We start from the raw sequence: 12,384 nt of genomic DNA on the forward strand, positions 1-12,384 counted from the left end.
GTCTCGCTCAGTAGATGAAGAACGGGAAGATGCTGCGGTCGTGCGCGTGCACGATGGCGAGGAAGACCACCGCGTCGAAGAGCAGGTGGATGATGACGACGTACGTCAGCGACTTGGTGCGCGTGAAGATGTAGCCCTGCAGCAGGGCGAAGGGGATGGTCAGGAGCGGGCCCCAGGAGCGGTAGCCCAGCTCCCACAGGAACGACACGAAGATCGTGGCCTGCAGGACGTTGGCGGTCCACAGCGGGAAGTGTCGCCGCAGCAGGGCGAAGCAGATGCAGATGAAGAACAGCTCGTCCCAGAGGCCGACGGCGTTGACGCCGACGAAGAAGCGGCCGAACTCGCTGGGCGTCTGGATGGGCGGCCAGTTCTGGTAGCTGCCGGAGTGGATGAAGTAGGCGGGGAGGATCAGGTAGCCGAGCACGGGTACGGCGACCACGTAGGCCCACTGCAGCCGGGTCCACCGCCGGCGGGTGATCCACGGGAAGGTGATGGCCTGGCGTCGGTAGACGATCCGGTCGACGAGCACGGGGGCGGCCACCGCCGCCGTGAGGACCGCGCCGAGCAGGAAGAACATGTCCCAGCTGATGTCAGCCTCGACCGAGGTGGTCGAGACGATGCCGATGCCCAGGGCGATGAGCAGCAGGTCACGGAAGAGCGGGCGGTCCAGAAGGAAGGCCGCCACGAGGCTGACGACGAGCACGGCGTAGCCGGCCCAGGGGAGGTGGACGCCGAAGAGGAGCAGGGCGGACACCGACACACCTGCCGCGGGCAGGAGGCTGCGCGGACCAGGGTGGGTGTCGGCGAAGGTGGTGGTCACCGGGCCCATTGTGCCGGGGCGCGGGTCAGACCTGGCCCTCCTCCCGCCCCGAGCCGACCACGACGTCGACCTCGTTGCCCTCGGGGTCGGCCAGGGTCCACCCGGCAGGGCCGCGGTCGCGCACGACGGAGCCTCCGGCCCGCAGCGCCGTCGACGTCCGGGCCTCGGCGTCGTCGTGGGCGACGACGGCCTCCAGATGGAGGCGGTTGCGCTGCGCACGACGCGCCGTGTCCTCGCGGTCCAGGGGCTGGAAGAAGAGGACCGGTCCGAGCCGGCGTGGATCGACGAGGTCGGTGACGTCCTGCCGGGGGTCGGGCTCGTAGCCCAGGACCGCCTGCCAGAAGGACCGGGTCGCCGGCACGTCGGCGGCGTCGATGCCGACCTGGACGAACCGCGCCCGCTCCGGGGTAGCGGTGAGCCCCAGCGTCCGGGCCTCACGCTGGATCTGCTGGCACAGCGTGAGGTAGCGCTCGTCCATCTCCCAGCGGTCCTTGCCCGTGTCGAGCACCACGACCGCCTGGGGCCTCTCGTCATCGTGGTGTCGAGGCGTGCCGGTACCTCGCACGTCGACCAACAGCGGGAGACTCGCCCGGTCGGCGAGCTCGGCGGACACCCTCACGAGCTGGGCGGTCGCTACGGGAGTGGCGGTCGGGTAGACGGCGACGGCGGAGAAGACCAACCTCCAGTCGTCGGTGTCGGGCTCACCCCAGCGGTCGGCATCCGTCGGCAGGGGGAGCACATCGACCTCGTTCCCCTCCCCGTCCGCGAGCGTCGCGTAGTAGCCGTGGTGGGCGACCTGGGCGCCTGCCCGGGCCAGGTGGTCCACCGTCCCGGAGGCGACCGGCTGGGCGGCCACGGAGTCGAGGTGCAGCCTGTTCCGCAACGGCCGGGGGGAGTCCAACGGCTGGAACCGGAGCGGCAGGTGGCGACGCAGCGGGTCGACGAGACCGTGCCGGCCGTCCCGGTCGTAGCCGAGCGCAGACTGCCAGAAGGCCGACACGTCGTCCTCGTGTCCGGTGTCGACCACGAGCCCCACCTCCAGCAGGACCTCCGGCTGCGGCTCCAGGCCGAGGCGGCGGGCGGCGGTCGAGACCGCCGTGGCCAGGTCTGCACGTGCGGCGACCGACCCGTCGCCGTCGCGGAGCCGGATACGGACACCGGTGTCGCGTACGTCGACGTCGGGCAGGGCCGCTCCGGCACCGGTGCACAGGTCCAGCACGTCGCACGCCAGCGACCCTGGCTGCGCGTGGGAACCGGCGGAGAACCACGCGACGGCACCGTCGCCGAGGACGCTCCACTCCGCGGTGCCGGGATGGTCGGGGATGTCTGCGCCGGTCGTCGACGGTGAAGGGGGTGTCATGGGACCCACGCTGTCACCGCACCCCCGACCGCGTCAGCAGTCCGGAGTTCTCATCGGACAGAGAGCGTCCGCGTCGTCGTCATGGCACCGACCTCAGGAGGCCATCTCGACGGGGGAGGCGGAGGACAGGCCCCAGGCGTCGGCGAGCATTCGGTAGCTGCGGCGGCGCATCTGCGGGTCGAAGGTGTACGTCGTCACGATGAGCTCGTCCAGCTCGTGGGTGGCGGCGAAGGTCTCGAGCTGGTCGACCACGGTGTGCGGGGTGCCGACCATCCGCACCGACTGGTGGGCGTTCGCCAGGGGCAGCAGCTCGGTCGGCACGACAGCGGCCAGGCTTTCCACCGGCGGGTCGAGCGGCGCCGGCTGACCGGAGCGGATGCGGATGGCCATGAGCTGTGCGGTGGTGAAGAGGTGGTCCGCCTCCTCCTGCGTGGGTGCCACCAACACGTTCACGCCTGCCATGGTGGTGGGCCGGTCGACCTCGGCGGTCGCGGCGTCGGCGCGGAACCGGTCCCGGTAGATCGTCAGCGCCTCCTTGAGCTGGTCCGGGGCGAAGTGCGACGCGAAGGAGAAGGGAAGTCCCAGCGCTGCTGCGACCTGCGCGCCCCCGGTCGAGGAGCCCAGCATCCACAGCGGCACCCGGGTCCCCTCACCCGGCAGGGCCCGGACGCGCGCGCCGGCGCGGGGCTCCCCGAGGTAGCCCTGCAGGTCCGCGACCTCGGACGCGAAGTCCGGGAGGTGCCCGCTGGACCGGGACAGCGCAGCGGCCGTCATCGGGTCGGTCCCCGGCGCCCGCCCGAGACCGAGGTCGAAACGGTCCCCATGGATCGTGGCCAGGGTGCCGTAGTACTCCGCGACCATGAGCGGCGAGTGGTTGGGCAGCATCACCCCACCCGAGCCGAGGCGGATGCGGTCGGTGGCCTGAGCCACGTGGCCGAGCAGCAGCGCGGTGGCGGAGGACATGAAGGCCTCCGACCCGTGGTGCTCGGCCATCCAGAACCGGCGGTAGCCGAGCTCGTCGACCTCCCGGGCCAGCGCGACCGACTCCTCGATGGCGGTGGCCGCCGTCATCCCCTGGGAACGGGGGACGAGGTCGAGCACGGACAGCGGGATGCGTGTGGTGGGCATGTGACCTGAACGCCGAACGGACGGCGGGTATGCCTCTACGCCCGCGTCAGCACCTCTCTGCGTCGAGGATGCGCCGTGCCATGAGGCCGCCCCCACCCGATCCCACTGGCCAGCGTCACCGGGGCCACCCTCACCTGACCCCACCAGGTCGACCCGGCCCCGGGCCCTCAGGAAAGAAGCGCTGCCCTCGCAGGCTCCGGTCCCAGGGCAGCGGTCCGGGCCGACCCCGTCAGGGCCGGCTCCGGAGCGGGGGCCCTAGACGTGCCAGGTCACGGTGCCCCCGTCGACCGAGGCGCTCAGGTCGTGCTGGTGCACGACGGTGTGGTGCCGCCCGCAGAGCAGCGCCATCCGGCTGACATCGGTCTCGCCACCGCGGCTCCACCAGTCCACGTGGTGGCTGTCGCACCACTGGGGGAGGGCGCTGCACCCGGGATAGCTGCACCCCTTGTCCCGAGCAACGAGCGCGAGCCACTGCGACGGTGTGGCGTAGCGGGCCTTGTGCCCCAGCGCGAGCGGCTCACCGTCGGCTGCCATCCACACAGGGGTGAGCTCGGCCGAGCACGCCATCTCCGAGGCCTGCCGCGGTGGCACGTATCCGCCGTCCGCGGTCGTGGCGGGTCCGGACGGCAGGCCTCGCTCGGGGTCGAAGGGGATGGTGAGGATGACAGTGGCTCGGGCGGTCGACGGAGGCGCGCCGGGGCGGCTGATGCCCCGGTTGATGACGCTCGTCAGCGCGTCGAAGCGACGCTGCGTGGCGGTCCGGGGGTCAGGTTCCTGTGTGGTCTCGTCTGGAGCCGGCGCCGCCAGCTGGGAGGTGAGCACGCCGTTGATGGTGGCTGCCGCTCCGTCGGGTGCGTCGATGGTGAAGCGCGTGAGCCCCGGCGCGATCCGCCGTGATGTGACGCCGCGCAGGGCGATCGCCGCCCGTTCGCGCTCACCCGGCGCCTTCTCGTGCAGCAGGTCCTCGATGAGCCGGTGGCAGACGGTGGAGAGGTCCTTGTCGGAGACGTCCGTGCGCCCCGCAGCGGCCGTGGCGATGCGGGTGTAGGACTCCTGCTGGTCCGGGTCCAGCGATTCCTGGAGCCGCGTCATCGTCCGTGCCACGGTCGCCGCGCGGTGCAGCGGCACGTCACCGCTCGCGACCGCCTCGCCGATCTGCGCTCCCGCTGGGGCGTCGGACGCCGCGACCACGGCCGTGACCTGGCTCGCGTCCTGGGTGCTCAGCCAGGGGCACCGCACGCGCAGCCAGTCCAGCAGCGTCATCCCCGACTCCCGGTGCAGACCTCTGGCTGCCGCCTGCTGGGCCAGCCGGAAGCCGATCGCCCCCAGCTGCGTCTGCAGCCTCCCCACCGCCTCTATCGCCGCCGTCAGCCCCTCGTCCTGCACCATGACGACGTCGCCCGCTCCCAGAGCCGCACGCCCCAGCGAGAGCGAGGCGCCGTCGAGGCCAGCCGCCAGCTCCTCCTCCGGCAGGCCCGCACCGTCGTGCCCGTGCATCTCACCCAGCGCCACGCATACCTCGGCCATCAGCGCCTGGTAGTCCGCCGCACCCATCGCGTCCAGCTCGTCCAGTGCCTCGCCCCACCCCTCGTCCACCACGAAGGACGCGCCCTCGGCAAGCGACGCCCCCGCGCCGCCCCGCTCGCCCCCCGAGAAGTACTCCATACCCCCACTGAAGCACCCCCCACCGACAGACCCGCTGACCTGCGCCGACGCCCATGACAGACGTCACGCGCCCGCGCGCGCCGCAGTGGCAGGCTGGTGGCATGACATCAGAGCAGCCGAGCGCCGACCCGTGGGCCAGGTGGGGCTGGCTCTTCGGCGGCATTTGGCTGTTCTTCTTCGCCTTCCCGCTCACCCACATCTGGACCACCGAGGCATCGACCCTGTGGCGGGTGCTCGCGACCGGGCTGGTGGTGGCCTTCATGGCGGCCTACCTGGTCACCGTGCGCCAGGCGACCCGTCTCGTCGCCGCCGGGAGGTACTCCAGCGCCGCCCGCGGTGGGCTCGAAGGGCTGGCCGCCATGGTGGTCATCGCCGTCGTGCTGGCGGTGCAGATCGGCCCGTACTCGATGACCGCCTTCCCGTTCATCGTGGCGGTGCCGGTGTTCTTCCTGCCCTGGCGCGGGGTGTGGATCACGTCGCTGTCCCTCTTCGCGGTCGGGGTGGTCGCCAGCACCCTCGCCTGGGGCGCGCGTCCGTCCGCGATGCTCTGGGCCATCGCGCTCCTCGTCCTCAGCACGAGCGTGCTGTCCCGCCACCTCGAGGAGCGCCAGGAGTCGACGCGCGAGGTCGAGGGGCAGCTCGCGCTCACCGAGGAGCGCGAGCGCGTCGCTCGGGACGTGCACGACGTGCTGGGGCACTCGCTCACCGTGGTGACCATCAAGACCGAGCTCGCGCAGCGCCTCATCGACGTCGACCCCGCTGCGGCGAAGCGTGAGCTCGCCGACGTGCAGGACCTCTCCCGACAGGCGCTCGCCGAGATCCGCGCCACCGTGGGTGGGCTCAGGGTGGCGCGGCTGGCCGACGAGCTCGAGGCGGCGCACGTCGCCCTGGCGGGGGCGGGGATCGAGGCCGAGGTATGCGGTGCGGTCACCGACGTCGACCCTCGTCACCGCATCACCCTGGCCTGGGTGCTGCGGGAGGCGGTGACCAACGTGGTGCGGCACAGCGGCGCACGCAGGTGCACGGTCGAGTTCGGCGACGCCTGGCTGCGGGTGAGTGACGACGGGGTGGGCGGCGTGGTCGAGGGCAACGGCCTGTGTGGCGCGCGCGAGCGGGTGCGCGAGACGGGTGGACAGCTGGCCGTCGGCCCGGGCGGGCACGGCGCCGGCACGGTGCTGGAGGTGCGGTGGTGATCCGGTTGCTGCTGGCCGACGACCAGGCCCTGGTGCGTGGCGCCCTGGCCGCGCTCCTCGACCTGGAGCGCGACATGCAGGTCGTCGCGCAGGTGGGCCGCGGTGACGAGGTGCTTCAGGCGGTTCGCACCGCCGCACCTGATGTGTGCCTGCTCGACATCGAGATGCCGGGGAACGACGGCATCGGCGTCCTCGAGCAGCTGCGCGCCGAGGGTATGCCGACCCGTTGCCTCATGGTGACGACGTTCGGCCGGCCGGGTTACCTGAGGCGGGCGATGGACGCCGGCGCGAGAGGGTTCGTCGTCAAGGACACACCGGCATCAGAGCTGGCCGAGGCGGTGCGCCGGGTGCACGCCGGCGTGCGGGTGGTCGACCCCGCGCTGGCCACCGAGTCGCTGCTGGGCGGCCCGAACCCGCTCACCGACCGTGAGCGGGAGGCCCTGCGCGCGGCCCTCGACGGCTCACCCATCCAGGTCATCGCCGGCCGGCTCTTCCTCTCGCCGGGGACCGTGCGGAACTATCTGTCCTCGGCGATCGGCAAGACGGGCACGACGACCAGGGTGGAGGCGGCCAAGTTCGCCGAGGACCGCGGCTGGCTCTGAGGCCGTTCGGGTGTCAGCCGTCGTTGCTGTAGAGCCGGTTCCTCGAGGTCAGGACCTCGAGGGGAGTGGCCGGTCCGTCGATGGTGACGCTGCTGGGGATGGTGCTCCACTCACCGCCGTCGACACTGACCTCGCCGCCGTACTCGACGGAGATGTAGGGGCTGACCTCCGCGGCAGCGGCGTATTCGTGGGTGATGTCACCATTGGGGTAGGGGCCGCCAAGGCTGGTCGTCGGGCCGAGCACGGCGCCGTCCCCGGTGACATAGGTGGCCCCGATGAGGGTCGGCCTGATGCGCACCTCGTGGCCGATGAGCGTCGTGACGTCGACCTCCTGCGGCTCGAACCCGCCCTCAGGCCAGGCCAGCTCGAAGTAGACCGGCAAATTGACCAGTGTGCGGTTGCCCGGCGGCTCCATCACCGTCTGCGGCAGCGCGAACTGGGTGCGGTGGAACTGCTCGATGATCATGGCCTCAGTGAGTTCTTCGTCGGCTTGTTCCCCAGAACGCGGCGGGACTGAGTCTGTGAAGCACGTTTGCCCGTCGCGCTCCCACGAGGTCTGGGGACCCTCGGCCGAAACGACGCGCCTGTAAATGATCGACATAGCGAGGGAGGGCTCCGGTTGACTTAGGCACGCGTCGATAGCCGCTTGGCAGATGTCCAGGCGCGGTTCATCGACTGAGTTTGGTGGCATGCAATCGATAACCGCGCGGTACTCGTACCAGGACCGCGGAGAATCAGCGCTGCTTCCGGGCGGCCAGTAGTTGGCTTTCGCCCTAGTTTCGGCGACCGTCAAGCCGACCTCAGTCCCGCCGCCGTCGCGAATCTTCTTCTTGAACCCGCCCGGTGGTGGGTCCGTGCCGGGTGGCTCTGCTAGTAGGGTCGGGCCGGGGGTAGACAAAACTATTGACAGAAGAGAAGTACCAATGATGCTGAGTCTTGAGTGGTTTCCCACAACTACTCCACTAACGTAATTTCATCAACGATCCAATTCGATTGGCGGGGAGTCAGTCGAACGACGATATCCGCATTCCCGGCGCCGGGTCCTGACAGCTGCTCGATCTCGAGTTCTACCCGTGCTCCATCACTTGAGAGGAGGCCTCTCGCATCCTTCGCGATGACATAATCGCCGGTGGTCTGATACTGACTGGCCTCCTCAATGAGGCCGGAACACGAGTCGCACTCTGAGCCGCTGAGTTCCTCTGCCGGCCCGGTTTCGCCTGTCCTGTAGGCCCAATTCAGAACATCGATGTAGTGCTGGGCAAACGCCTCCGCCCCCTCCTCGGTCTGCTCCCGAGCCTCAGCCGGCATCTCCGGAGGCCCCTCGGCCGCGGGATCCTCCGTCGGCTCCTCCGTCGCCGTCTCAGCGGGCGCAGACGTCACAGCCACGTCGTCCGGCTCCTGGGTGGCCGTCGTCAACGCCTCCTCGGGCGTCGGCATGGGGGAGGGCTCACTCTCCTGCGTGCAGGCGGTGAGCAGTGCGAGACCAGCTACGACGGCGATGGCGGTGCGTCTCACGGCATACCCCTTCTGGATCCTGCAGCCGCGACTCCCCAGCGACCGTGGTCTGGCCCCAGTCTGCCCCAGCTCGGACCTCCAGAACCGTTGTCCACAGTAGAGACTCCCGCTTGGTCTGACCAGACCTCGGCGCCCCCGATTCGTCGAGATCCGCGTCGTTCAGGGCTTCGCGCCGACCGGCGCCAACCGCGACACGCGGGACCCTTGCATCTGGTAGCCGACTGACCTACGCTCCCCATATCTAGTAGTTACAGGCCTGTGGTTCGTCCACATCTTGTGCACAACCGGGTAGCGTGTATGCACACGTCATCCACACACAGTCCCCAGATCCACCCACAGAACGCCCGTCACAGGGGGCGTTCGCGCCGCGCTGCCGCGAGACCGAAGGAGGCGAGTCATGCACTGCCCGTTCTGCCGTCATACCGACTCCAAGGTCGTCGACAGCCGCGTCCAGGAGGAGGGGACCGTCATCCGCCGGCGTCGCCAGTGCCCCGAGTGCGGGCGCCGCTTCGGCACCGTCGAGACCGCGACGCTCTCGGTCATCAAGCGCTCCGGCGCGACCGAGCCGTTCAGCCGCGACAAGGTCATCTCCGGCGCGCGGAAGGCCTGCCAGGGTCGCCCCGTCTCCGACGCCCAGCTGCAGCTCCTCGCGCAGCAGGTGGAGGAGTCGATCCGCTCGCTCGGTCAGGCCGAGGTGGACGCGCACGAGGTGGGCCTGGCCATCCTCGAGCCGCTCAAGGCGCTCGACGAGGTCGCCTACCTGCGGTTCGCGTCCGTCTACCAGGCGTTCGACAACCTCGACGACTTCGAGTCGGCCATCACGCTGCTGCGCTCCGAGCGCGACGTGGCGGCCGCCTCACCAGGGCAGACGCCCTAGACACGGGTATGTCAGTACCCACCGCTTGACTCATATCAGCAACTCCGAGCACGACACCACACACAGGGAGAGCTAGTCATGACAGAGACGACCGGGGCGAAGACGCGCGCACGCCGGGGCGACAAGGGCCTCACCATCGAGCGCATCTTCACCACGCCTGGTGTCCACCCCTACGACCAGGTGACCTGGGAGAAGCGGGACGTCGTCCAGACCAACTGGAAGACGGGGGAGACGATCTTCGAGCAGCGCGGTGTGGAGTACCCCGACTTCTGGTCGGCCAACGCCTCGACCATCGTCACGACGAAGTACTTCCGCGGCGCCGTCGGCACCGACGCCCGCGAGACCGGCCTCAAGCAGCTCATCGACCGCGTCGTCCTCACCTACGTCAAGGCGGGCAAGGAGCACGGCTACTTCGCGACCGACGAGGACGCCGAGATCTTCGAGCACGAGCTGACGTATGCCCTCGTGCACCAGGTCTTCTCCTTCAACTCTCCCGTGTGGTTCAACGTCGGCACCCAGAGCCCGCAGCAGGTCAGCGCCTGCTTCATCCTCTCGGTCGACGACTCGATGGACTCGATCCTCAACTGGTACAAGGAGGAGGGCTTCATCTTCAAGGGCGGCTCGGGCGCCGGCCTCAACCTCTCCCGCATCCGCTCCTCCAAGGAGCTGCTGTCCTCCGGCGGCACCGCCTCCGGCCCGGTCTCCTTCATGCGCGGCGCCGACGCCTCCGCGGGCACCATCAAGTCCGGTGGCGCCACCCGCCGCGCGGCCAAGATGGTCGTCCTCGACGTCGACCACCCCGACATCGAGGAGTTCATCGACACCAAGGCGCGCGAGGAGGACAAGATCCGCGCCCTCCGCGACGCCGGCTTCGACATGGACCTGGGCGGCAACGACATCGTCTCGGTGCAGTACCAGAACGCCAACAACTCCGTCCGCGTCTCCGACGAGTTCATGCGTGCGGTGGAGGAGGAGGCCGAGTTCGGCCTCACCTCCCGCAAGGACGGCTCGGTGGTCACCACCGTCGACGCCAAGCACCTCTTCACCAAGATGGCGCAGGCCGCGTGGGAGTGCGCCGACCCGGGCATCCAGTACGACGGCACCATCAACGACTGGCACACCAACCCCGAGACCGGCCGCATCACCGCGTCCAACCCCTGCTCGGAGTACATGTCGCTGGACAACTCCAGCTGCAACCTCGCCTCGCTCAACCTCATGAAGTTCCTGCGCGAGGACGACACCTTCGACGTGGAGACCTACCAGAAGGTCGCCGAGCTGGTCATCACCGCGATGGACATCTCGATCTGCTTCGCGGACTTCCCGACCGACCCGATCGGCGAGACCACCCGCAACTACCGCCAGCTCGGCATCGGCTACGCCAACCTCGGCGCGCTGCTCATGGCGACCGGCCACGGCTACGACTCCGAGGGTGGCCGCGCGCTCGCCGCGTCGCTCACCTCACTGCTCACCGGCGCGGCCTACAAGCGTTCCGCCGAGCTCGCCGGCGTCGTCGGCCCCTACAACGGGTATGCCCGGAACGCCGACGCGCACAAGCGCGTCATGCGCAAGCACCAGGCGGCGAACGACGAGATCCGCACGCTGCACACGATGGACTCCGCGGTCCACAAGGCCGCGACCAAGGCCTGGGACGCCGTCGTCAAGACGGGGGAGAAGCACGGCTACCGCAACGCGCAGGCCTCCGTCCTCGCCCCCACCGGCACCATCGGCTTCATGATGGACTGCGACACCACCGGCATCGAGCCCGACTTCTCGCTGGTGAAGTTCAAGAAGCTCGTCGGTGGCGGCTCGATGCAGATCGTCAACCAGACCATCCCGCGGGCGCTCAACCGCCTGGGGTATGCCGACGAGACCATCGAGGCGATCGTCGAGTTCATCGCCGAGAACGGCCACGTGATCGACGCCCCGGGCCTCAAGCCGGAGCACTACGAGGTCTTCGACTGCGCCATGGGCGCCCGCGCGATCCGCCCGATGGGCCACGTGCGGATGATGGCCGCGGTGCAGCCGTTCCTGTCCGGTGCCATCTCCAAGACCGTCAACCTGCCGGAGTCGGCCACCGTCGAGGACATCGCCGAGGTCTACCTGCAGGGCTGGAAGCTCGGCCTCAAGGCGCTGGCCGTCTACCGCGACAACTGCAAGGTCGGTCAGCCGCTGTCCGACGGCAAGGCGGACAAGGAGAAGAAGACCGACGAGGTCGAGGCCCCGGTCGAGAAGGTCGTCGAGTACCGGCCCGTCCGCAAGCGGCTCCCCAAGCGCCGGTCCAGCCAGACCACGAGCTTCGCCGTGGGCGGCGCGGAGGGTTACCTCACCGCCGGCACCTACGAGAGTGGTGACCTGGGCGAGCTGTTCCTCAAGTTCGGCAAGCAGGGCTCGACCCTCGCCGGTGTCATGGACGCCTTCTCCATCGCGGTGTCGATCGGACTGCAGTACGGCGTGCCGCTGGAGACCTTCGTCGAGAAGTTCACCAACCTGCGCTTCGAGCCGGCCGGTATGACGGACGACCCGGACGTGCGCATGGCGCAGTCGATCATGGACTACGTCTTCCGCCGCCTGGCGCTGGACTACCTGGACTTCGAGACCCGGTCGTTCATGGGCATCCACACCGCGGAGGAGCGGGCCCGCCAGCTCGAAACCGGGTCGTACGCCCCGCTCGAGCCGTCGAACGACGACGACGACTACGAGGACGAGCTGGAGAATTACAGCCAGACCGCGGCCACCACGCCGGCCAAGAAGGCCGACAAGGTGGAGAAGGTCGCCGACCAGTTCGGTGCCGGTGCCGCTGACGCTCGCAAGGTCGACGCGGAGATCCACTCCTCGGCCGAGCTGCTCGAGCAGTTCCAGGGCAAGGTTGCCGACGCACCGATCTGCATGACCTGCGGGACGAAGATGCGTCCGGCTGGGTCCTGCTACGTCTGCGAGGGCTGCGGTAGCACCAGCGGCTGCAGCTGACACTGTTTGTCGACCACATGGGCTGTCCGGAGTTTCCGGGCAGCCCATGTGGCGTCAGGTAGAGCGAGGTGAGGCTCGGACGTCGGCTGGTGGCAAATGCGTCCCGAAGCGATGGAAATAGAAGCGCGAGGCTGCTGCACAGTCAGGTGGCATCTGATCTGTGACGCTGTGAGGCGTCTTGGAGGATGTGCATAGTGCTCAAGCCCTCCCCCAGAAACTCCGCGACGAGAGGGACAACGTCACGGGAAACTGTGAGC

At 69.4% G+C, this 12,384-nt stretch carries 10 protein-coding genes; 4 read left to right on the forward strand and 6 right to left on the reverse strand.

What is annotated here, in order from left to right; all coding sequences use genetic code 11:
• Positions 1-7: 7 nt before the first annotated feature.
• From EUS26_RS05510 to EUS26_RS05525, 4 genes are all read right to left on the reverse strand, one after another.
• Entirely contained in the window at positions 8-829 is an 822-nt protein-coding gene (locus tag EUS26_RS05510) for a CPBP family glutamic-type intramembrane protease (protein WP_130012183.1), read from the reverse strand.
• A gap of 16 nt (positions 830-845) precedes the next feature.
• A complete protein-coding gene (locus EUS26_RS05515) occupies positions 846-2,180 on the reverse strand; it encodes a VOC family protein (protein ID WP_130012184.1) in 1,335 nt (444 codons plus the stop codon).
• 93 nt (positions 2,181-2,273) lie between these two features.
• A complete protein-coding gene (locus EUS26_RS05520) occupies positions 2,274-3,308 on the reverse strand; it encodes an LLM class flavin-dependent oxidoreductase (RefSeq protein ID WP_130012185.1) in 1,035 nt (344 codons plus the stop codon).
• A gap of 255 nt (positions 3,309-3,563) precedes the next feature.
• On the reverse strand, positions 3,564-4,973 hold the full coding sequence (locus EUS26_RS05525) for an HNH endonuclease signature motif containing protein (RefSeq protein ID WP_130012186.1): 1,410 nt from the start codon (positions 4,971-4,973) through the stop codon (positions 3,564-3,566).
• 101 nt (positions 4,974-5,074) lie between these two features.
• Between EUS26_RS05525 and EUS26_RS05530 the strand changes: the two genes are divergently transcribed.
• Together EUS26_RS05530 and EUS26_RS05535 are read left to right on the forward strand one after the other, a co-directional pair.
• Entirely contained in the window at positions 5,075-6,166 is a 1,092-nt protein-coding gene (locus EUS26_RS05530; protein ID WP_130012187.1) for a sensor histidine kinase, read from the forward strand.
• On the forward strand, positions 6,163-6,768 hold the full coding sequence (locus EUS26_RS05535) for a response regulator transcription factor (RefSeq protein WP_202865062.1): 606 nt from the start codon (positions 6,163-6,165) through the stop codon (positions 6,766-6,768). The genes EUS26_RS05530 and EUS26_RS05535 overlap by 4 nt, the downstream gene beginning before the upstream one ends.
• A 13-nt stretch (positions 6,769-6,781) precedes the next feature.
• Here EUS26_RS05535 and EUS26_RS05540 read toward each other — a convergent pair whose 3' ends face one another.
• The gene (locus EUS26_RS05540; protein WP_130012189.1) at positions 6,782-7,234 is read right to left on the reverse strand and encodes a hypothetical protein; all 453 of its coding nucleotides are present in this window, start codon (positions 7,232-7,234) and stop codon (positions 6,782-6,784) included.
• 488 nt (positions 7,235-7,722) lie between these two features.
• Positions 7,723-8,283: a DUF6318 family protein gene (locus EUS26_RS05545; protein ID WP_130012190.1), complete on the reverse strand. Its 561-nt coding sequence runs from the start codon at positions 8,281-8,283 to the stop codon at positions 7,723-7,725.
• Between the two features lie 397 nt (positions 8,284-8,680).
• On the opposite strand from EUS26_RS05545, the gene nrdR reads away from it, so the two are divergent.
• Together nrdR and EUS26_RS05555 are read left to right on the forward strand one after the other, a co-directional pair.
• Positions 8,681-9,160: a transcriptional regulator NrdR gene (nrdR, locus tag EUS26_RS05550; protein WP_130012191.1), complete on the forward strand. Its 480-nt coding sequence runs from the start codon at positions 8,681-8,683 to the stop codon at positions 9,158-9,160.
• 78 nt (positions 9,161-9,238) lie between these two features.
• Entirely contained in the window at positions 9,239-12,127 is a 2,889-nt protein-coding gene (locus tag EUS26_RS05555) for a vitamin B12-dependent ribonucleotide reductase (protein WP_130012192.1), read from the forward strand.
• The last annotated feature ends 257 nt before the right edge of the window (positions 12,128-12,384 follow it).

The sequence above is a fragment of the Serinicoccus sediminis genome (assembly GCF_004153545.1).
Lineage (GTDB): Bacteria > Actinomycetota > Actinomycetes > Actinomycetales > Dermatophilaceae > Ornithinicoccus > Ornithinicoccus sediminis_A.

What these genes read in the sequence shown, in the direction of transcription:
- EUS26_RS05510 (WP_130012183.1), bottom strand. Translation starts at nt 829, where the DNA reads ATGGGCCCGGTGACCACCACCTTCGCCGACACCCACCCTGGTCCGCGC.
- EUS26_RS05515 (WP_130012184.1), bottom strand. Translation starts at nt 2,180, where the DNA reads ATGACACCCCCTTCACCGTCGACGACCGGCGCAGACATCCCCGACCAT.
- EUS26_RS05520 (WP_130012185.1), bottom strand. Translation starts at nt 3,308, where the DNA reads ATGCCCACCACACGCATCCCGCTGTCCGTGCTCGACCTCGTCCCCCGT.
- EUS26_RS05525 (WP_130012186.1), bottom strand. Translation starts at nt 4,973, where the DNA reads ATGGAGTACTTCTCGGGGGGCGAGCGGGGCGGCGCGGGGGCGTCGCTT.
- EUS26_RS05530 (WP_130012187.1), top strand. Translation starts at nt 5,075, where the DNA reads ATGACATCAGAGCAGCCGAGCGCCGACCCGTGGGCCAGGTGGGGCTGG.
- EUS26_RS05540 (WP_130012189.1), bottom strand. Translation starts at nt 7,234, where the DNA reads ATGATCATCGAGCAGTTCCACCGCACCCAGTTCGCGCTGCCGCAGACG.
- nrdR (WP_130012191.1), top strand. Translation starts at nt 8,681, where the DNA reads ATGCACTGCCCGTTCTGCCGTCATACCGACTCCAAGGTCGTCGACAGC.
- EUS26_RS05555 (WP_130012192.1), top strand. Translation starts at nt 9,239, where the DNA reads ATGACAGAGACGACCGGGGCGAAGACGCGCGCACGCCGGGGCGACAAG.